This is a genomic window from Asaccharospora irregularis DSM 2635, from assembly GCF_900129815.1.
GTDB classification, from domain to species: Bacteria; Bacillota; Clostridia; order Peptostreptococcales; family Peptostreptococcaceae; genus Asaccharospora; species Asaccharospora irregularis.
Map to the genome: position 1 here is coordinate 1 of NZ_FQWX01000034.1, position 23,224 is coordinate 23,224.

12 protein-coding genes and 1 rRNA gene are annotated in these 23,224 nt (G+C 28.7%); all 13 read right to left on the minus strand.

Going from position 1 to position 23,224, the window contains the following annotated elements; all coding sequences use genetic code 11:
- Positions 1 to 178: 178 nt before the first annotated feature.
- Positions 179 to 1,402, minus strand: coding sequence for a peptidase T (gene pepT / locus BUB34_RS10590; RefSeq protein ID WP_073127137.1), 1,224 nt, complete (start codon positions 1,400 to 1,402; stop codon positions 179 to 181).
- A gap of 89 nt (positions 1,403 to 1,491) precedes the next feature.
- The gene (gene ytvI / locus BUB34_RS10595; protein WP_073127139.1) at positions 1,492 to 2,544 is read right to left on the minus strand and encodes a sporulation integral membrane protein YtvI; all 1,053 of its coding nucleotides are present in this window, start codon (positions 2,542 to 2,544) and stop codon (positions 1,492 to 1,494) included.
- Positions 2,545 to 2,650: 106 nt separating this feature from the next.
- Complete coding sequence (locus BUB34_RS10600; RefSeq protein WP_073127140.1) at positions 2,651 to 3,904, minus strand: HlyC/CorC family transporter; 1,254 nt, start codon at positions 3,902 to 3,904, stop codon at positions 2,651 to 2,653.
- A 709-nt stretch (positions 3,905 to 4,613) separates the two neighbouring features.
- The gene (locus tag BUB34_RS10605; protein WP_073127142.1) at positions 4,614 to 8,150 is read right to left on the minus strand and encodes an AAA family ATPase; all 3,537 of its coding nucleotides are present in this window, start codon (positions 8,148 to 8,150) and stop codon (positions 4,614 to 4,616) included.
- Positions 8,137 to 9,351, minus strand: a complete 1,215-nt coding sequence (locus tag BUB34_RS10610) for a metallophosphoesterase family protein (RefSeq protein ID WP_073127144.1) — start codon at positions 9,349 to 9,351, stop codon at positions 8,137 to 8,139. The genes BUB34_RS10605 and BUB34_RS10610 overlap by 14 nt, the downstream gene beginning before the upstream one ends.
- 30 nt (positions 9,352 to 9,381) lie before the next feature.
- Entirely contained in the window at positions 9,382 to 13,155 is a 3,774-nt protein-coding gene (addA, locus tag BUB34_RS10615) for a helicase-exonuclease AddAB subunit AddA (RefSeq protein ID WP_073127146.1), read from the minus strand.
- Entirely contained in the window at positions 13,155 to 16,622 is a 3,468-nt protein-coding gene (gene addB / locus BUB34_RS10620) for a helicase-exonuclease AddAB subunit AddB (protein WP_073127148.1), read from the minus strand. Before addB ends, addA begins: the two co-directional genes overlap by 1 nt.
- Positions 16,612 to 17,400 carry a PD-(D/E)XK nuclease family protein gene (locus BUB34_RS10625; protein WP_073127150.1) on the minus strand — a complete coding sequence of 263 codons (789 nt, stop codon included), beginning with the start codon at positions 17,398 to 17,400 and terminating at the stop codon, positions 16,612 to 16,614. Before BUB34_RS10625 ends, addB begins: the two co-directional genes overlap by 11 nt.
- 6 nt (positions 17,401 to 17,406) lie before the next feature.
- Positions 17,407 to 19,620, minus strand: coding sequence for an ATP-dependent helicase (locus BUB34_RS10630; protein ID WP_073127151.1), 2,214 nt, complete (start codon positions 19,618 to 19,620; stop codon positions 17,407 to 17,409).
- 265 nt (positions 19,621 to 19,885) lie between these two features.
- Entirely contained in the window at positions 19,886 to 20,041 is a 156-nt protein-coding gene (locus BUB34_RS10635) for a hypothetical protein (protein ID WP_200787922.1), read from the minus strand.
- A 232-nt stretch (positions 20,042 to 20,273) separates the two neighbouring features.
- On the minus strand, positions 20,274 to 22,286 hold the full coding sequence (locus BUB34_RS10640; protein ID WP_073127153.1) for a hypothetical protein: 2,013 nt from the start codon (positions 22,284 to 22,286) through the stop codon (positions 20,274 to 20,276).
- Between the two features lie 265 nt (positions 22,287 to 22,551).
- The gene (locus BUB34_RS10645) at positions 22,552 to 23,001 is read right to left on the minus strand and encodes a hypothetical protein (RefSeq protein ID WP_073127155.1); all 450 of its coding nucleotides are present in this window, start codon (positions 22,999 to 23,001) and stop codon (positions 22,552 to 22,554) included.
- 141 nt (positions 23,002 to 23,142) lie between these two features.
- Positions 23,143 to 23,224 (minus strand): 5S ribosomal RNA (rrf, locus tag BUB34_RS10650); the annotation flags it as partial.

Consider the following 23,224-nt stretch of genomic DNA (forward strand, 5'->3'; position numbering starts at 1 on the left):
GAAAAAATACAAGTAATTTAAAAACAGCATCTATACATGAAAACTGTATTAGATGCTGCCTTTAAAAATTAAATATTGACTTCATCAACGTTATTTGACAAAGAGCCCTTTTTTGACTTTTAAATCATTTAAAGTAACTCCTTTTATTAATATTATAAATTTATTTTCAAACTAATTACTAAGCTCTTGCTGCAAATTTTTCCGCTATTCTAACTACTAATTGGGAAGCCTTTTCCATAGTGCTTACTGGTATACATTCATTTTTACCGTGGAAGTTTAATCCTCCAGTAAATATGTTTGGACAAGGTAATCCTTTATAAGATAACATTGCTCCGTCTGTTCCACCTCTTATAGGTATTATAAGTGGCTCTATTTCTAATTCTTTCATAGCTTCTTCTACCATATCAACTATAAACTTAACTGGTAAAACTTGCTCTTTCATACTATAGTATTGATCTTTTAGTTCTAAGCTTACTCTTCCATCATATTTTTCATTTATTTTTTCTATAGCCGCTTTGAAGAATTCTTTTTTAGCTTCAAACTTCTCTCTATCATGATCTCTTATTATGTAATCCATTCTAGCACTTTCAACATTTCCATTTAAGTCATTTAGATGATAGAAACCTTCATATCCTTCTGTAGTTTCAGGTCTTTCATCACATGGGAATGTCTGAGCTATTTCTGCTGCTATGTATAATGCATTTACCATTTTGTTTTTTGCAGAACCTGGGTGTACATTTCTTCCTTGTATGTTTATAGTAGCTGATGCTGCATTAAAGTTTTCATATTGAAGTTCACCTATTATTCCACCATCTAGAGTATATGCATATTTTGCTCCGAATTTTTCAACATCAAAATGCTCTGTTCCTCTACCTAATTCTTCATCTGGTGTAAATCCTATTTTTATATCCCCATGTTTTATTTCTGGATGGTTTACTAAGTACTCTATTCCTGTTATTATTTCAGCTATTCCAGCCTTATCATCTGCACCAAGTAATGTTGTTCCATCAGTAACTATTATATCATCACCTACAAATTTAGTAAGTTCTGGATACTCACTTACACGAGTTACTATATCTAATTCTTTATTTAATACTATATCTTTTCCATCATAGTCTTTAACTATTCTTGGTTTTATATCCTTACCACTAAGGTCTGGAGCTGTATCTAAGTGAGATATAAATCCTATAGTTTCTACACCTTCAGTATTTCCTTTTAATGTAGCCATTACATAACTATTTTCATCTACACTTGCCTCTAAACCTAACCCTTTTAATTCTTCAACTAAATATTTAGCGAATACTCTTTGTCCTTCTGATGATGGGCAGTTATCATTTTTAGGATCTGCCTTTGTATCAAAAGTAACATATTTTAGAAATCTCTCTACTACTTTTTCTCTCATATTAATCCCCTCTCCCGAAAATATTAATTAGATAACTCTTATTTTTTAGTAGAAACTCTACATTAAATTTTATGTAAAAATATATGTCATTAAAGTATATCTACCTTCTTTAGTATATCACGCATACACACTAAACCCAAACAAAAAATTATTCCTATTATACCTTTAACTTGTACACCAATAAATATAGCTGCTAACGTGGACAATGGGCTCAACCCTACGTTTACAGAGACCAATTTAGGTTCAAGAACTTGTCTTAATAAAGATAATGCTATAAATAAAACAAGTATTGATACTGCTGCAAAGTAATTCTTTATAATAAAATAATACGCTATTACAGGAAGATATATAACTATGATACCCAAAAATGGTATAAGGTCTAAAATAGCACCTATAATACCAAGTGGCATTGCATAAGGAACTTTAAATAAGCTAAAACTTATCCAAATAGCAACAAAAGTTATACCCATAAGTATCGTGTATGCCTTTATATATCCAACTATTGATAATATAGTTTCTTTTTTTATACCTTTAACTTTTTGTCTAGCCGTTTGAGTAAACATATTATAGAAGTTATCTTCTATTTTATCTATATCCTTAGCTATAAAGTAAGTTGATATAAAAAGTGTTATAATAAAAATCATTATATATGGTATTGATGTAGCTAAATTTACTACACTATACAGTAAATTTTTAAGGATATTTATTATATTTCCACTATATTTAGTCACGACTTCATCTATATTAAAGTTAGATATATCCTGAAAGTGTTCAATATATACGCTTATATGATTTATTATATTTGTCATAATAGCATTAATATTTTGTGGGTTATCAGAAATATTGTTTAATATAGTCATCGATTGTTTAGTTATGTTTATAACAAAAAATGATGTAAGAGTTATCACTAATGCCACAGCTAAAAAGCTTAATATTAGGGTAGATACACCTTTATCTATATTAAACTTGTTCTTCAATTTTTCTGAAACAGGACTAATAATAAACGCTATTATACCCCCTATAAAAAACGGTGCTATATATGGAAATGTCTTATAAATAAATACAAATAGTACCGTATATATAAGTACAAAAATAACGTTGTTTTTGGCCTTTTCTAAAAAGGCCCTTTCAAGTACACTCATTTACCATGCCTCCTAATTATCCAGATACAAAGCTAAAATTTCTCTATATAGTCTCAAAACTTCTCTATATTTTGAAAATAAAACACTGCTTTTAGCAGTGCTTTATCTAAGTGAAAATTCTTATCTTTTTTATTCTATTTTTATCTATACTCTCTATACAGAATCTTATTTCGTCGACTTCAACAACCTCTTCTTCCTCAGGGAGCCTATTTAAATGCCCTATTATAAAACCTCCAATAGAATCAAATTCTTCTGATTCTAGTCTTACACCTATAAGCTCATTTACATCAGTAATTTTTGTACTACCTTCTACTATATACTCATCCTCTTTTATTACCTGGATTTCATCATCTTCATCATCATATTCGTCATCTATATCTCCAACTATTACTTCTATTAAGTCTTCAACAGTTATCAAACCAGATGTTCCACCATATTCATCTACTACTATCGCCATCTGAGTCTTTTCTATTTTCATCTCTTCTAATAGCTGAGCTATTTTTTTGAATTCATGTGTGAAGAATGGTTCTCTTATATATTTCTTTATATCGAAATTTTCTATTTCCTCATCGTCTAAGAATATTACATCTTTTATATTAAGAATACCGATTATATCGTCTATATTTTCTTCATATACAGGCATTCTACTTAATTTTTCATTTTTAAATAACTCTATTATCTCATCGTAACTATCCTCTACATCTATAGCTACCATGTCTATTCTTTGTATCATGGCATTTTTAGCTTGCATATCCCCAAATTGGAATACATTATTTATAATTTCTCTTTCCTCAATTTCTAGAACTCCCTCTTCATGACTCACATTAACCATAGTTCTTAACTCTTCTTCAGTTATATATGGTTGTACTCCTTTGTTTTCTAAACCTAGAATTTTAAATATAAATCCTGTAATTAGATTAAATATCCATACAATAGGTGACAGTATAAATATAATAAATTTAATTGGTCTGGCTACAAGAAGTGCTACCTTTTCTGAGTTATTTGCAGCTATACTTTTCGGTGTAATTTCTCCGAATATAAGTACCAATATTGTCATTACTGCCGTTGCAACAGCTACTCCTTCGCTTCCTTTCATTAATCCTATGAACAACGATGTAGATATCGATGTTGCAGCTATGTTAACAACATTGTTACCAACTAGTATAGAACTTAATAATTTGTTTGGGTTTTCTATTAATGAACTTACCAATTTAGCTCCCTTTACACCTTCTTGTTGCATATACCTTATTCTTATTTTGCTTAGTGACATTAGAGCTGTTTCTGATGCTGAAAAAAATCCAGATCCTATAAGCAATATTACTAAGATTATAACCTGAATCGAACTACCGGGTGATTCCAACCTTTACCACACTCCTAATTTATTCTTTTTATTATTTTTTGTATTACCATTAATTATATCACAACTATTTTTAATTTAAAATGATACAATGCTTTTATATACAATATATACTAATACCTATTTATATATTCTTGTCCATGATTATAACTATATATAATATATTTTTAATTTTTTTAATATATCAATATGTTTATCATATATATAGGGTTATATGTACCCTATTTTTAGACATATTTAGTCATTAAGTATTTTTTTATATTATATTGTGTCACATTTATCTATATTTTCATACTATATATTAAGAGAGGCGATAAGCTTCTCTTAGCATAGAATATAATGCATATGTCAAAACCCCTGTTGATATTTTAATTTAAATGATCGGAAAATAAATTTAATCCCCTTAATTATCTCTGGGTGCCTATCCTATCCCAGTATAGGTGACCAGTTATTTAGTAAATACCTTAATAGTATATACATTTTAGTGGTTTGAAATTATCCTACAATAAAAAAATTTCTACCTAAAACCTTTAAAGGATAATTTTTTGAATAATAAACGTAAAACGGTTAATAATTATATATGAGAGTACTAATTCTCCCCCTAATAAGTATATATTGAACGGCGTCTACAATTCTCCCCCTTGTAGACGCCAATTTTTTTGCCCTTTTTCTTAGGTATAATTATTAATTTTGAATTGTTTGTAGATTAACCTTAACTATACTCTATATCCACTCTTGATCCAACTCCAGCTTCACTAGGTGTAACCAATAATTTTATAGGTACTCTACTTTTTAACTCGTCCACATGGCTTATTATTCCTACACTTAACTTATCGCTTTGTAACCTTTCTAATGATTGGATAACAATTTCTAAAAGATCACTATCCAATGATCCAAATCCTTCGTCTAAGAAGAAAAATTCTAATGGTGCGTTTCCTTTTAGCTGTATTTGAGAAGAAAGCGCTAATGATAAAGAAAGTGAAGTTAAGAATATTTCTCCTCCAGATAGAGTGTCGACACTTCTTCTTTGACCTCCACTAAAATTATCTCTCATAACAAAGTTTAATGTAGAATCAATTTCAAGTGCATATCTGCCTTTAGTTATGGTGTCTAATCTCTTTGATGCGTCAAGTGCTATATATCTTAGCTGATTAGTAGCCACATACTCAACAAATTTATTTCCTTGAATACTTTTATCTAACTCTTCTAGTAAGTCGAATTTATGTTGTCTTTTTTTAAGCTCCTTATTTAAAATTTTTATCTTGTCCAAAGAACTTTTTAGTGTAAAAAGCTCATTTTGCTTAGACCCTATTTCTTTAGATATATTTCCTATCTCAGTTTTTAGCTTATATATGTTATTTTTTAATTCTTCAAACTCTTCTTTTTTTATTCTTTTATCTCCCAATTTTTCTTTTAGTTCTGATATTTTAAAATCTAATAGTTTTTGTTCTTCCTCATATTCTGATATTTCTTCTCTAAGTGCCTTAATTTCGTATTCATCTAGTAGTGACTTTTTGACTGCATATATACTTTCAAATTTATTCTCTGATAGTAGTTGATTTAATGTTTTAATCTGATCTTTGTATTCCTCTCTTAATCTTTTTAATGTACCTTCTATACTATTTTTGTTAGATAAATTAGATTCGTACTCTTTTCTTTGTTCTTCAAGTTTGTTTTTTGTAACTTGTTCTAACTCGATTATTTTTTTTATTTCTTCTTCTACATTTTCTAATAATCTATCCGCTGACTCGCCTTTTGTTATAACTACTAATTCATTGTATTTGTTATCTCTATATTTCTTTTTCTCCAAATACAATTCTCTAGTACTATTTAGGCTCATTTCAACCTTGTATAATTCCTCTTGGTATTTCTTTATTTGTTCCTCTGCAATATCCCTATCCTTGCAGACTTTAGAATAATTATCATTTAAGTTGTCTATAACTTTTTCATTTTCTCTTATCTCTTCTACTTTAGATTCTAAATCAGATACCTTAGTTATACTCTTTAAATTTAAATACTCTTGTTTTACTTTAATATATTTACTTTCTAACTCTTCTAAATCTTGTTTTAGTTCATGTATTAATTTCTTATTAGATTTAATACTTTCTAGTAGCTTTATCTCTTCTTTTTCTGTATTGTTTTTTTCTTCTTTGAATTTTGTTATTCTTTTTTCTGTATCAGCCTTATCTTCTAACCACGTTTCTACGCTAACTTTTAGTATCTCTAGTTTCTTTTGCTCATCTTCTAATTCTTTTGTAAGATAACTAGATGACTTATCTCCTATTTTTTCTTTTAGTTCTTCTAATTCTTTATTTTTTATTTTTTCTATAGATATATACTCTCCACTTTTTGTTCCTGATTCATCTAATTCTTTTCTTAACTTAGATTCCTCTTTTTCTAATTTTTCTAACTTTGATTCTATAAATGCTATATTTTCATCGTATTTACCCAACTTATCTGTAGTATCTGTCTCATGTTCTCTGGAACCGCATACAGGACATGGACTATTCTCTTTTAATCCTCTTCTAAGTTCTATAGCCAAGTTCAGATACTTTAGTTCTTCTATCTCAGATTTATATTTATTTATATCTTTTTTTATTGACTCTATCTTTTGTGTAGTAGAATTAATTTCTCTTTCTAGTTCATATTTCTTTTCAAGTAGCAAGCTAAGTTCTTTTTGAATGTCGTCTTTCTTAGTTTCATATTCTTTTATATTTTCAATTTTTGATTTTAACTCTGTAACATACTCTGTCTTAGATACTATATCCTTATTTTCTCCGGGACATCTCTTTTCTAAAATCTTCATATGTAAGATGCATTTATCTAACTCAGAGTTTGCAGCTATTTTATCTCTCTCTGAATATCTATGTTTTATATTTAGTTCCTCTAGATTTTTATTTAATTGTTTTAGTTTTTCAAGCTTTTGGTTTTTGTCTAATAAAATCCTATTGTATTCTCTCTCTTGTTCATATGCTAAAAATATTTTTTGTTTTAAACCGGCACTTATCTTTATGTTGTTTATGCTTTGTTCTAATTCCTTTACAGATTTAATTAGTTCATCTCTTTTATATTCAATTTCCTTTTTTGACTTTTCCTCATTTTCTTTTAATTTTGCTAAATTAAGCCCCTCTGCTTTCATATCCCTAAGTTCTTTATCCGCTATAATTATCTCATTTTCTAACTTTATAGCCGTTTGAAGTTTTATTCTTTCCTCACTCAGTTTAGGTAAGTTTTCACTTTGAGATTTGATCGCTTCTTCATGCTTATTTTTTATTATTATAAGCTCTTGATTTAATATGTTTAATTTTTTCTCTAGATTTTCTATATTAAGCGAATCCTTCTCTATTTGATTGTCTAAGTTTTGCAATCTCGTTATATATGGATTTATATTATCAGCTTTTACTGCATTTTCTAGTTCACTACTTTTCTCTTTTATTTCTCTATCTTTTTTGTCTAATTCTTTTTTTCTAAGTTCCTTTTGTTCTAATAATTCCTGGTTTGCATATATTTCCTTGCTCTTAGCATATTCTTTCTCAGTTAAATCCAATTCTTTGGTCTTGCTCTTTTCTAAATCTTTTAAAATTATTAGTTCTTTTTCCGTATTTTCATATGATTCTTCTGTAACTTCATCATATTGACTTAATTTAGATTTTATATCTTTTAAGTATTCCATCTCTATATTTTTTCTTTTTCTTACTCTTTCAATAAGACCCCTTCCATACTTTTCAAGGCCAAATATTCTCTCAAGCATGTCTCTTCTATCAGATCCCGTTAGTTTCAAAAACTCATTAAATTTACCTTGTGGTAAAACTACCGATCTGGTAAAGTCATTTGCTGTTAGTCCTACAACCTGGGCTACCTTCTCATTCACCTCTCCAACCTTGTCCGCCAAAACATTTTTTTCACCTTGTCCGTTTATCTCAACCAATCTAGCATGTGAAGTTTTAGTCCCTGTTTTGCTTCTGACAATAGTCCTATCTACAAGATATCTTCTTCTATTGTTTTTGCTTCCCATCTCAAATTCGTATGATATAACTGCTTTATCACATGAACTATTTATATACTCTTTTGTATTTCTAGAGATGTTTCCATACATAGCAATAGTAATTGCATCTAAGATGGTAGACTTACCACTACCTGTATTTCCAAAAATACCAAATAGACCTCTTTCAGTTAATTTTTCAAAGTCAACTTCCTGCCTATCTATATAACTATTTAATCCACTTAACTCTAATTTAATTGGCCTCATCTTCTATTTCACCTTCTTCATTTATTATATCTAAAAATAAGTCCATCAGCTCTCCTTTTGGTTCTACACCTCTACTATGTATATAAAATTCCTTAAATAGCTCTACCATAGACTTTTCTTTTATATCAACCTGTTCTTGTTCATAATTAGAGGTTATTATTGGTTTTATTTCTATAATATCATCTAATAAGTCCTTCATTTTTCTTATATCTGACTGTGCTATTACTTCTTCTGTTTTTATTTCAAAATAAGACCATATATTTCTTTCTTTGTTTTCTTCACATATAGAAAGAGCCTCTTCTATTCCATTGCACTTAAACACTTCTATAGGCTTATAATTTTTAAAATAAATCTCATTTATACTTGGTTTTTCACCTGCTTTTATATCTACTATATAGGCACCTTTTGTATATACTCTCTCGTCCTTGCTGTATTGGAGTGGAGAACCAGAATAATAAGCATTTAAACGCGTAGATGCTTTTTGCGGCTTATGTAAATGTCCTAGTGCTATATACTGGGCCTTACTCGGTAAATCTTTCTTTTCTACGAGCAAACTTCCTCCTAGTTGTATATTTCTCTCAGAGTCTGTACTTTCACCCCCTGCAACAAACAAATGGGATACAGCTAAGTTTATACTACCCTCATCAAAATTATCTTCTAAGCTTCTAAATATATTTCCTACTTTCTCAGAGTAACTTTTTTGTCTTTCATTATCATCTTCTATACTGCCAATCACTTCATTTAATCTTTTTTCACTAGGGTAAGGTAGTGTGATTATACCTACTTCCTCATTTTTTATTTTTAACTTTATAAACCCGTCTTTTGCCTCAGAGATTTCAAAACTATCGTACTTTGCCTTTTCTGTTGAACTAAGAGGATACCCTAGTATTATTATGCCCTGCTCATGAGCAAGTGGTGTTATGGCAGCTAGCCTCTCTGGATTGTCATGATTTCCCGAAATTATTAACACACATCTTTTACCATTTTCAGCTAAACGAGAAACTGTTTTATAAAAAAGTTTCTCTGCTTTAGCTTGGGGATTTGATGTATCATAAATATCCCCAGCTATTATTACTAAATCAATATTATTTTCTCTTACTGTTTCTATAAAATCCTCACAAAACTTCTCTTGTTCCTCAAGCCTTGAATGACCTTCTAGATTTTTACCTAAATGCCAATCTGATGTATGGATAAACCTCATTTTTATTCTCCTTGTACAATTAATAAATTTTTAGTATGATACACTCTCATCTATACTAAATAGGTATACATATTTTTCTTTTACCTTTTTTCCTGTAAGATTCTGTAATACCTCTGAATATAATTCTAATTGTTTTTTGTATCTTTGTATTACTTCTTCTTTATTTTCATCATTTACAAAATCTGTTTTATAATCTACTAAAACTATTTCTCCATCTTCTTCAAAATAAGCATCTATTATACCCCTAAGCATCAAGTTCTCACTATCATATATTTCCTTGTCAATAATCTCATCTTCATAGAAATATACATCTTTCATTTTTATTTGAGCATAAATTGTCTGCTCTCTTTTTGGTAGGTGGGACTTTAACATTCTAGTCCCTAGTTCTGATTTAAAGAATTTATATATCTTATATGGATTTATAACACTGCTTTGCTTTTCTGTTATTATTCCTTTTTTTATAAATCCTTGTATTTGAGACTTTATATCGTCTATAGTGCCTACATTATCCAGATCTATAACTTCCATAATCAAGTGTACTATCGTCCCTCTTTCCGATGGACTTATTTTTTCTTTATCCTCATTTTCTTGTATAAAGAGAGGAGTTTTTATATTTATTTTCTCGACAAATATATCATCAGAGTAGTCTTCCTCATAAGTATTTTGTATTTTTTTTATTTCAGTAACCGATATACTAGCTGGTTTTTTTGTGCTAAATCTAAATGGATATTGATAGTCTAGCTTGTCTTTTATTACATCATAGTATTTACTAAATGATTTGTCATTTTCTATATTCTCTAGTGACTTTTCTATACTTTGAGTGTCTTCTTCTTTCTTGTTTACAGTCACATTTTCTTTATACCATATCTTGGCATTCCATAGTGATTTGTGATCTTCTACTTCATCTAATTGTATATCTGCCATATCCCTTAAATTCTCTAAGTCTCTGTGCTTTAGTACAGAGGGCATTATCCAGTCTAGAAAACTCTTACCCTTTAGGATTTCATATTGGGAAACTGGCCCCAACCCATCTATACCTGATGCCCATTTTTTTATACTCTCATCTGCATTTTTAGTAGAACCCGTTATTATTAGTTTTTCTTTGGGTCTTGTAAATGCTACATATAAAACTCTCATCTCCTCTGATAGATTTTCTATATTTATTCTAGATTTTAACGCTTCTTTTGCTATACTCGGATAAGAAATTCTTCTATCAAAATCTACCACCTGAGGTCCATATCCTAGTCTATGATGATAAAGTATATTGTTCATTAAGTCCTGAGTATTAAATCTTTTTCCCATCCCTGAGCAGATTACTATAGGGAATTCTAAACCCTTACTTTTATGTATACTCATTATTCTAACAACATTAGCATTTTCTCCAAGAGTTTTGGCACTCCCCATATCTGTACTCGATCTTTTTAATTTTTTTATGAAATTTATAAAGTTAAATATTCCCTTAAAGCTAGTTTCTTCAAATTGTTTTGCTCTCTCAAACAAAACTTTTAAGTTGGCTTGTCTTTGAGATCCACCAGGTAAGGCACCTACATATGCGTAATATCCTGTTTTAGTATAAAGATACCAAATAAATTCGTCCGTACTCATATACAAAGACTTTTCTTTATATATATTTATTTTGTCCATAAAATCTTTGCATTTTGCTATAAGTTTTTCTTGTGTACCTTCTAAACCTTCTATAACATCAGAACTCGCTACATTTTGTAATGCCTCATAAAAACTTTTTTCCTTTTGAGCTAGTCTAATATCTATCAAATCTTCTGGGGTAAACCCAAATAGAGGTGATTTTAGTACTGCAATAATAGGAATATCCTGCATAGGGTTATCTATTATCTCTAGTAATGCTATCATTGTTTTTATTTCTATTGTATCAAAATAACCTACCCCTACATCTGCATAAGTTGGTATATCCATATTCATTAATTCATCTACAAATACTGGTGCCCATGCCGATGTTGCCCTAAGCAATATAACTATATCCTTGTATTGTACTGGTCTATATCCGTCAAGTTTTTTATCATATATTTTCTGTACTTTTCCATTTTCATCACAAGTCATAAGGTCCTTAATTATTTTTCCTACCATCCTTGCCTCAAGCTGAATATTATCCACTTCTTCTTCAGCCTCTTCATCTATATTTTCTTTAGATGACTTTGGTTTTTCCTTGATATCTTGGTCGTCTTCTTTAGTAGATGATTTTTGCATTATATGTATTTCTGTAGGTCCACCTACAATAGCCTCATCATCTGTATTTTCCTTAAATATAGCCCCTAGATTTAACCTCTCTTTTTCTGTGTATTCAATTTCTCCTATATTTTTACTCATTATATTTTCAAATATATAGTTTGCAGAATTTATCACTTCTTCTCTACTTCTAAAGTTTTTATAAAGCATTATTTTTCTGTTCTTATGGCCTTTTTCAGATTCATAATCATTATATTTTTTTAAAAATATCTCAGGCTTAGCTTGTCTAAACCTATATATACTTTGCTTTACATCCCCAACCATAAACCTGTTTGGATTCTCTACCTTAGCAATCTGGCTCAGTAAAACCTCTTGTACTAAGTTACTATCCTGATATTCATCTATAAATATTTCATAAAACTTTTCTCTATATCCCGCTGCTATATCTTCTGATGATGTCAGTATTCTCAAAGCAAAATGCTCTATGTCATTGAAGTCTATTATTCCCTTTTCTCTCTTCTTTTCACTATATTTTAACTCAAACTCTAATACTAGGTTTGAAATTGCCCTTACTACAGGATGTAAAAACCTAATTTCTTCTTTTATACTTTCCGTATCCTTATTAAAAGTAGAACCTATTATACCTTCTAAACTTTTTTTGCATTTATCTCTTATAGCTTTTGCCCTATCCTTAGCTTCTTTTATATATGATGGAGAATCTTTTGGTATTCTTTTTACCCCTTTTGCATAGTTTTCAAATTCTATAGATAGCATTTTCTCATAAACTTCATCCCACGATCTATTACAAGCATTTAGTATACTGTTTATCCCTATATACTCGCTATTTAATTTTTCTGTAAATGTATCAAGTTCTTCTATACCTTTAACTTCTTCTATCGCTTTTCTCATCTTTAGTTCTATACCATCTATCTCTATTCTTAGAGTATCTAGTATTACTTCGGCCCATATTGACTTTGAAAACTCAAAATTATCATCTATATTAAAAAGTTCTACAGAATCATTTAACCACTCACTAGGATATGGTGAAGCCATAGCAAATGAGTATATTCCAAGTATTATATTTTGAAGGGTTGTATCACCTTTTCTCTCTGCATAACTCTCTACTAGATTTAAAAATTCGCTATCTCCTTTTTCATATAGTTCTTCAAAAACTTCATCTATAGCTTCTAGTTTTAATAGTGAACACTCTGTCTGATCGCCTATTCTAAAATTAGGATCTAAGTCTATCTTATGGAAATTAGACTTTATAACATCCAAACAAAAAGAGTGTATCGTTGTTATACTCGCCTTATTTAAAAGTACTAGTTGATTTTGTAAATGTTGGTTTTCAGGATTTAAATCCAATGCCTTTCCTATTGCATCTCCTATTCTTTCTCTCATTTCAGATGCTGCTGCGTTTGTAAATGTTACGACCAATAATTTATCTATGTCAATAGGGTTTTCCCGATCTGTTATCATCTGTATAATACGCTCCACTAGTACAGCTGTTTTTCCCGACCCAGCAGCTGCAGCTACAAGTAAATTACAGTTTCTACTATCTATAACCTCTTTTTGCTCTTGTGTCCATTTAGGAGAACTCATTACTCTATCTCCTCCTTCATTATATTTATTATTTCTTCATTTTCTTTGTTATTTAGGATTTTGTACTTATTGTCCTTTAAACTTGAATCAAACTGACATATAACTGAATAACTACAGAAATCACATGAAGTTGCATTTTTGTTTTTGTAAGGGGCTATCATTATATTTCCACCTAACATATCCTCACATAAATTCTTTATGGTCTGTTTTACATACTTTCTAAGTATATCAAACTCTTCGTATGTTACTCCTGAAGTATTTTTGCCTATTTTCCCATCCTTGGTTAGATTTGCCGGTATTACCAGTGATGAACTTCTCTCTCCATTTTCAAGAGATTTGTCCATCTCCTTTATAATATGAGAGTCTTTTATTACAAGTCCCTTCATTCTAAGTTCTTTTAATATGGACTCTTTTACTATATCATCTTCTTGATCTTCACTAAATTTTGCTATAGGATCGTCAATTCTGCAGTATAATATTGCAGCTGGTTTTAGATTGATTTCTCCTTCAGTACAACTCTCAAGTATCGCATCTAAATAAACCATTAACTGTAGCTGTAGTCCGTAGTATATATCGGTTAAACTTATAGATTTATTACCTGATTTATAGTCTATAATCCTTATATACTTGTCTTCTCCTTCTTCTAGTTCGTCTACCCTGTCTATCTTACCAACTAGATTTATTTCCTCGCCGTTATTTAAAATTATTTTTATAGGAGGATATTTTCCTTTTATTCCAAAGTCCACTTCATAGCCCTTTGGTTCAAATGATCCCTGGCTTATTTGTTCGCTTATTATTTTTATCGCTGTTACTAACATATTTTTTAGTCTATAAGCGAGGTATTTATATCTCTCAGAGCTGTTTAATATATATCCTGGTATTTTAGATACTATTTCATCTACCAACATTCCTATTTTTTTGTCTATATAATCTTCATTTATATCACGCCAGTCCAAATTATCCTTTGATAACTCTTTTGAGAATTTATCTAGTATGTTGTGTATAAAAGTCCCCAAATCCGGTGCCGTAAAAGAGTATTCTCTTCTTTCCTTTGCTTTTAATCCATATTGTATAAAATATGCAAATGGACATTGGGCGTACTTTTCAAGTCTAGACACACTCAGCAAATTCCCCTGATAAAGACTCTTTATTTTATTTTCTTCTAGTTTTTGAACCTGGTTAGTGTAACTCAGTCCTTTGATAACTTTTCTTGCAATATTTTTGTACTCTTCATCATTTATATAATATCTATATAAATCTAGCCATATAGCGTTTATTTCATCTATAGACAAGTTATTATTATCAAACTCTTTTATATTATTTATAAGTTCACTAAAAGTAGGTGATTTAGAGGTTACTTTTTTTAGTATATCTTCATCAGTTTTAATTTCTTCATCAACTATATAACTAGTATTTTTTATATTAGGAAATATTTTTTTTAGTCTAGATACAATAATGGATGATCTAAGTGTCTTTCCTTCATAGTCTGATATAGGATAAGTAATAATTAAGTTTTCAGTAGTTGATGTCAATGCTTTATACACTAAAAATTGTTCTTCAAATGTCTTAGTTTTGCTATCAATGTCTACCTCTACTCCACTTTTTTCTAATCTTTTTCTATCATCGTCATTTAATAATCCACCATCTTTTGATATAAGAGGAAATATTCCATCAGTAGTTCCTATTAAGTATAAGTATTTTGTATCTGTATTTTTCATTCTATCAACACTACTTACTAAAACCTGGTCTATACTAGGAGGTACCAATCCTAACTCGTATTCATCAAACCCTAGACTTATAAGCTTTATAAATTTATCTAAGGATATGCTTTCGTCTCCCATAATTTCAACCATCTGATCTAGGATATCAACTACAATATTCCAAACCTGAGAATATTGACTAGCTATATCAAGTTCTCCCTTGTCTTTGAAATTCAGTATTAGGCCTTCTATAGTATTTGGCATATTTATATCTAGTAAAAATTCATATATATACTTACAAATATCCACAGTCTTATTTCTACCCTTTAATTTATCTTGCAATATTTCTATAGGTTGTATTACTCTATTTTTTATTTCATTTATTCTATCCTTGGTCTGCAACTCCAACTCTGTCTCATCTTCAGAAAAATTAGAGTTAACTCTGTAATTCCATTTCTCTTCAAACCATTTTTTACCCTTTATGCCATTTGCAAGGACATAGTTCTCAAGTAAACTTATATCGTCATTATCAATGCCTATAAGTCCACTTTTTAGATATCTAAACATAGATTCATAGCTGTATCTTCTATTTTTCATTTCTAGTGCCGATATAATTAGTACTACTATAGGATTGCTTTTTGCCTCTCTTTTTTTATCTATAAAGTTTGGTATATTGTACTCATTAAATATAGATTGTACTAAAAAATCGTATCTATTTAAATCTCTAGTAGCTACAGTTATATCTTTATATCTAATATTTTTATCTCTTACTAAAGAAACTATTTCTTTAGCTATTTGTTCAACTTCAGAATATAGGTTATTAAATTCTTTTATCTGTATATTTTTAGTTTCTTTATCATAGGTCTTATATGGATATGAATTATAATACTTTTCTAAATGTAATAATTCTTCATTTCCTCTAAATCTCTTTATATCCCCATCATTTAAATTTACAGATGGTAAAACTTTTATACCTTCTTCTTCACAAATTTTAACTAATCTTTCATATGTAAACTTTGTTCTAGAAAATACGTCAGCTTTATTGTAATTACCTTTATTTATATTATCTAGTGTGAGAGATATATTTACCTCTTTTGCTTTTTTAAGTAATGCTTTTAAAACTCTGTACTGATTTGGGGTAAACCCTGTAAATTCATCTATATAAATATACGCACCATTAAAATAATCACATTTCTCTATTTTATCGGCTAGTGAATTAAGAATATCTTGGGAATCTACATAGTTTTCATGTAGCTTTTCCTCAAATTCCTTGTATATTTTGCTTATATCCCTAAGCTTTAATTTTAATGCCTCGTTCTCTATGTCATTTGCTACATTTTCTAACATATCAGGATCTATATTGTACTGCTTTAGTTCTGATATAATTTCTGAAATAGAGCTTACAAAACCAGACTGAGATGTCGCCTTTGAAAAAACATCTAGTTCTTTGCTTACACTCTCTATGGCCTTGTATGTCATCATAGCTTTTCCGCTAGAATTTATATTTATATCCGTAAGACCACCTACTTGTGAAAAAACTATACTAGCCATAGTTTTAAAACTAAGTATCCTAGATCTTAAAAATCTATCCTTGTCATCTCCTACGAATAGTTTACTTATTCTTTTTTCCGTTTCAAATGTATACTGTTCTGGAACCAGCATTATTACCGGGGTAGTGTCCTCACTTTTAACATTTTTCTTTATTTCATCTAGTATATATGTAGATTTTCCACTACCACCTCTACCTAAAATAAATCTAAGTCCCATAGACTTCATCCTCCAAATTTTTATAATCTACTTCTTGTCCATTACATAGTTTGTTGAACTCACAAAATTTACAGTTATCTTTATTTTTTATAAGATCTATTTTATTTTCACATATGTCTTTGTAGTCCTCTTCTTCAAAAACCGTCCTTTGCACTATATCCATAAGACTGAGTATTTTATTTTTGTTTATATTGTGTTTTTCCTCACTATAATTTATAGTTATTGGATCAACATAAAATTCAGGCTGATAATAGTTCATTTTTATATTTTTATAATCTACCTCAACATCTAATAACTTTGGAATTACTTCTTTTGCTAAAAACATATACACTATTGTCTGCATCCTATTTTCTAGGTTTCTATGTTCTATTTTTTTTGCCTCTGTCTTCCAATCCCATATACTTATTGTATTTTTTCCTATTACAACTAAATCATACTTTGCTTGTATATTGTTTTCTCCAAGTCTAAGCCTTACCTCATATTCAGGTAGATAGATATTCTCATCTTTTATCGGAACAACCTTTTTTATTTTTTTTATCCATCTTTCAAATTTTTCATTGCCAGAAGAAAGTCCTGTAGGAATTTTTCTAAAATATCTTTCGCATACTAGGTGAAAATCTCTTCCTAATTTTAGACTTTCATAGTAATCCCTGTTTTCGACCTCTCCAATATTTAAGCTTATATTGTCAATGTATTTATACTTAAACTTAGTGGGACATACCTTGTACGTATTTAGTGAATTTTGACTATATGTAAAGTTCTTTAATTTTTTATTCAATCAGTATCACCTCTCTCTTTTTTCTTTAATGTATTTACTAATCTCTGATATGTATATACAAGGATTTTGTAATTTATTTTTTTTACCAAAATCTGACTCGCTTTTATATGAACTTCCCGATAGTATCAGTATCTCCTTAGCCCTAGTTATACCTACATAAAGTAATCTTATTTTCTCTTTTATTAAATCTACTTTTGTGTTGTAGGCATAGTTTCTAGATATATTCCCTGTCAATACGCTATCTATTTCGGCTTTTACTATAGCTATAGGATTTTTATATTTTTCTTTTAAATACCATTTATCATATTGAAATTTTTGATTTGTATTATCTGGGAAATTATACTCGGTTAGACCTAGTAAAAATACACAATCCCACTCCATTCCCTTTGATTTATGATAATTACACACTGTTATACTCCCTGGCTCAGGCTCATACCCATTAATTTCATAGACTACATCTATAATATGTTTAAATACTTTATTGTTAGGATTTGATAGTATATCATAAATATCTTCAATTGTGGTGTTTATCTTTTCCATGCATAAATACTTTATATAAAATACAGCATAATCAACTAGTGCCTTGTCCTCTTTTTCTATATTTAAATTTTCAGCTATAAATAAAATCAATAAATCTAATCTTACCAGTGGATACCCTAGGATATTTCTTATTGAAATTATTCCATTTTTAAATTCTATATATAAATCACTTTCTGTATCAATTATTAATTGTTTTATTTTTTGATCATCAAACTCGTATATTACTTCTTCTGTAGAATAGTTTTTTAGCAACTGGAAAAAATCTTCTTTTCCCAATTCATTATCAGTACAGATAAATACTTTATCTAATACAGTTATTAGCTTTTCTATATCATCACAATTTATAATAAAGTCTATTATCGCTGCAATGTTGTCTAAAACTTTTCTCTTGCTAAGAGAATTAGGACCTAACTCTTCAAACTCCAGTGAGTTTTCACTAAGAACCTTTGCGACCTCAGTGATATGTTCATTAAAAGGTACTAAAATACCTATACTTTTTTCTGGGTATTTATTGTTTATTCCTTTTGTATATCTTACTGTGTTTTCTATTTCATCCTTCCAAGTCTTGTACCACTTTACATTTATATTGTAACTATCAGGTCTTGGATTTTCCTTGTATCCCATATCTTCAGGTACAGTCTTTATCTCCATATCCTCAAGTGCATCCTTGCAATCTTCCTGATCAAATTCTTTTGTAACATAATTTACAAGTTTATTAGCCAAATCTAAAATATCCTTAGAACTTCTATTTGACATGTTCATCCTATAACAATAATTAGCTTCATCTATAAACTCCTTGAAATACTTTGGATCAGATGAAGAAAATGTACCTGTAATACTTTGATTTATATCGCCCACTCTAACTAAGTTGTTGCTTTGTGATGATATTATTTTTATTATTTTACCCTGTATTTCATTAGAGTCCTGGCACTCATCCTCAAATATGTACTTGTACCTTTTTTGAAATTTTTCCCTTAAACCCTCATCCATTATAAGTGCTTTATGGGCCAAAATAAGTATATCGTCATAATCTAGTAGACCATTTTGTTTTAATTTTTTATCGTACTCTCTATATATTGGGGCTATTATCTTTAACATCCCTCGATATCCACTAGAAACTATATTTTCTAATTTATCAGGAGAAATTTCTTTATATTTTAGTTCACTTATAGAGTTTACTACAAGATCATAAAACCCTTTCTCCCATGAATCAAGAGTTATATCTCTCCATCTTTCTTCCTTTTGTTCTTTTAAAAACCATCTAAAAGCTTTTTCTCCGCCATTGAATCTAAAGTTACTTATACACTCATTTAATATTATTCCCTTTTGCAAATCATCAGCTATATTAAATTCGTCACTTAACATTACAATTTCCGGCTTTTCTTTTATTATTTTTACTGCTAAGCTATGAATTGTCATTACCTCATAGGAGTTTTCCTCTTGGATTTCATTTTCTTCAAGTATTTTCTTTATTCTTCCCTTGAAGTTATTTACCGCACTATTCATAAATGTAAGTATTAGAATTTTTGATTCTTTATGTTTTTGTTCAAGAAGAAGCTTAGCTACCAGATTTGTAACTATAAATGTCTTGCCCGCTCCTGGAACTGCAGGTACTGCCATTGTTCCATTTTCATAATTTATTATAGGTATTTGATCTTCTCTGTAGTTTATGTTGTTCATATCCGCCCTCCTTGATATAGATTTTTATAAAGGCTACGGGCTAGCTCGAAGTAAGCTATCCCTCAACTTAATAATATATTCATACTTATCGGCATCGATACGTGATACTTCTTATTTAGATATTGTCTAGGTATTCAGTAATTATTTGATGTTTTTTATTTGTTCCTATATTACTATTATATACAAGTTCTCTATATATTTGAAATTAATATGATCCCTTATATTAAAAAACGACACATTATTAAATGCATCGTTCCTTATTGTTTTAATCTTCAATTTGATTGTTAATAATATCTAATATTTCATCTTTAATAGAAAAATACTTATCATCATATTTTATATGCTCTGATTTATTATAAAACATAGAATTAGTAAAGTTTATATCAAACTCTTTTAATATCTTTCCCGGACGCTTTGACATTACAATAATACGAGTACCTAGTGATAGTACCTCATCGATATCATGTGTAATTAAAAAGATTGTACTTTTATTTTCTCTCCATATCTTATTTATTAATAATACTAATACTATTATTTAATTAGTTAACTGTTTGATTGATAAATTTATATTAATTATAGCATAACCCAAATTACTCTGCACATATAAAGCTCTTTGCTGTAATTAAAATATAAAAATAAACTAATAAGCCAAATTATGTAACTTTTAATAATATACCGTAAAGCATACTCTCTTGCATATACCCATTTACTGTATACTCACTTTTGTATGCATATACTTCTTTTGCTTTTATCAGTAAATTATATATGGTATTATACAAATAATATTTCTTATAATAATCCTCAAAATCGTCCGTATAAATTCTTTTTTCCTCAAACGATTTTCGAAGGACTATCATGTTACTTATATCCTTTTCTATTTTCATATTCCATGCATTGCTTCCTATATCTACCCATATTTGTATAGGTCTTTTCATATTTGTTGAGATATAAGAGTATGGAGTGGTTATTACTATACTATTTTCTTCTTTTGAGTATTCAAGTTCCATAGTTGTATAAAAATCATTTATAGTACTTTTTAATGCATCTATAAATATCTTTTCTTTTTCATTTTGTTTATCTAATCCTAATAAACTTATACTCTTTGTAAATGTATCACTTTCCTGTATTATTTTTTTGCATATACTAACATTGTCTCTTCCATCACTTAAACTCAGCATTTGGTCTATATAAAACTGCATTAAAAATTCATCTATTTTTAGGTTATCATTTCTTTTTTCTTTTATATATTTTAATATTTTTTTGTATTCTATAATTTTCTTTTCTAGTTTAGATTTACAATCAAGGTCTTTAAGATTTTCTATACTATTTTGAATATCTTCTATACTATTTTGAATATTTAACTCAGTTTTATCTTTAAAGTTATCCTTATTTTTAAATATTTTGTATGCCTGTATCCTATTTACACTTAGGATAGTTTCTATAAAATTAATATAATCTTCTTCCCTTATAAATTCTAAGTATTCATAAAAAATACAAGCCGCCACAATCAACGCATTTGCATATGGATAATCGATTACCTTTCCATCTTTTTTGGTATTAAACACTTTAATATTATTTTTAGAAAGCGTATTCTCTAAAGAATAATCTAGTATACTATTGTTTATAGGAGAAATCACTGCAATATCCTTCGGATTTACGCCGTTATTTACTAGATTTAGAACCTTATTACAAACCTCTCCAACCATCTCACTATAGAGCTGGCTAGACTGATTTAAATAAATTTTAGCAGGTAATAAATATATATCTTCCATTTGAACATTGGTGTATTTATCGCTATTTAGTGATTCTGTATTAGCGATATTATTTTCCAAATCTTTTTCAATATCCATTACTATATTTTTCTGTATATACTTCATATCTACATTGTTAAACGCAGAGTAATCTCTTTTTTTATTAAAATAAATATATGTATCATCTAAATATGGAGAAACCGACCTTATAAATTCACACTCAGCCACACTAGAGTTTTCTAAACTCTCTATAATTAAATATTTTGTTTGTCTCTTAAAATCCTCTATGTATCTTCTATCATTTAAAAGATAATTATTGTATAAATAGACACTTAAGGAATTGTCCAACATAGAATTTTCTAATAGTAAATCTATATAATAATTTATTATTTCATCCATCTGAGTAAATGAAAACCTCAATAATTTATCTCTATTCTTTTTAGATAAATATATTTTCTCCCAAATACTGCTAAACTCTATTAAATTTAAAGAGGCCTTGCTGATATTATTTATAATACTCTTGGCTATGCTCCTATTAGTGCCTGTTAAATCTTCAAAATATCCTTCTAAATTTCTTTTTCTTTCTACTTCTCTGGTTATTATGTATTCAGTCAGACTATTTTGTATAAAAACAGGTGATATAAATGATTTCTTTATAAGATTGCAATTTTCCATAACAATAGGCCAATATTTTACTAGTTCCTTTTTCAAAAATCCGATATATGTATTTATATTTATTTCCTCACTATAATCTAAATTTACATTTCGTTCATATTTCAATTTAGTATTATTGTTTGGAACTATAATCATTATACTCTGGGATTTATTTTTGTTTTGATTTAATATCTTCGTATATGTATCTAATAAGCTATCAAACTTTTTATTTTCATCAATTTCATTGATTAAATACTTCACATAATCACCTTCTCCCATATTTTTTTATTTGAGTTTACTATTATAATTATATCACAATACAATTTTAAAGCTTAATTGTGTATTTAAATCTAATTATACAAAAACATCAAAAAGATATAGCCTATTATAAGACCATATCTTTTTAATCTAGTAGATAATTATCAAAACAGTGTATTAAATATAAAAATAGTTATATAGAAATATTATTATAATAAATTAAATAATTCTATATTTATACTTAAAAAGGGATTATGTATACAAGTATTTATATGACACTTTTATCCCTAGCTAATCTTCTCAATAAATTTCCTAATACAACAAGACCCGTATTTATAGCTGCAATAATTATTGGGTAGTTTATATCAACCTTTTTGAAGAACACTTTAATTATTGACATAGTCGGAGAAAAATATGGTTCAACTAACATGGCAGCATCCTTTGGATCATTCATAATAAAGTGGATATACATCGAAAGTAAATATAAAAATATTCCAAGACCACACCCCATAACCCCAACAATCAATGATTCTTTTAACAATAACTCTGTATCGTATCCTGTATATAAATTAACCCCAAAAAACAATATTGAAAAAATAAATCCAAATAGAAGTGTTATTTTATTTATTGGCATTATATTAAAATATATATACGACAATAGACAGATTAAAATATTATTAAAAAACAGCCTCTCTCCGATGTCAAATATCTTTTGCATATAATTTCACCTCAGCTTCTCTTTATTCTATTATATGTAAAATATCTAGTTTTGTGAAAATGAAATTTTTAAGTCAATACTCAAAAAGGAACCCTTATTTGGATTCCTTTAATTGTATATTATTATAAATAAAAAAAGATTACGTGGCTACGTCCTACTCTCCCAGGCAGTTGCCCACCAAGTACCATCAGCGCTAAAGAGCTTAACTTCTGTGTTCGGAATG

What these genes read in the sequence shown, in the direction of transcription:
- ytvI (WP_073127139.1), bottom strand. Translation starts at nt 2,544, where the DNA reads ATGAGTGTACTTGAAAGGGCCTTTTTAGAAAAGGCCAAAAACAACGTT.
- pepT (WP_073127137.1), bottom strand. Translation starts at nt 1,402, where the DNA reads ATGAGAGAAAAAGTAGTAGAGAGATTTCTAAAATATGTTACTTTTGAT.
- BUB34_RS10630 (WP_073127151.1), bottom strand. Translation starts at nt 19,620, where the DNA reads ATGAACAACATAAACTACAGAGAAGATCAAATACCTATAATAAATTAT.
- BUB34_RS10635 (WP_200787922.1), bottom strand. Translation starts at nt 20,041, where the DNA reads ATGTCAAAGCGTCCGGGAAAGATATTAAAAGAGTTTGATATAAACTTT.
- addB (WP_073127148.1), bottom strand. Translation starts at nt 16,622, where the DNA reads ATGGGACTTAGATTTATTTTAGGTAGAGGTGGTAGTGGAAAATCTACA.
- BUB34_RS10605 (WP_073127142.1), bottom strand. Translation starts at nt 8,150, where the DNA reads ATGAGGCCAATTAAATTAGAGTTAAGTGGATTAAATAGTTATATAGAT.
- BUB34_RS10645 (WP_073127155.1), bottom strand. Translation starts at nt 23,001, where the DNA reads ATGCAAAAGATATTTGACATCGGAGAGAGGCTGTTTTTTAATAATATT.
- BUB34_RS10610 (WP_073127144.1), bottom strand. Translation starts at nt 9,351, where the DNA reads ATGAGGTTTATCCATACATCAGATTGGCATTTAGGTAAAAATCTAGAA.
- addA (WP_073127146.1), bottom strand. Translation starts at nt 13,155, where the DNA reads ATGAGTTCTCCTAAATGGACACAAGAGCAAAAAGAGGTTATAGATAGT.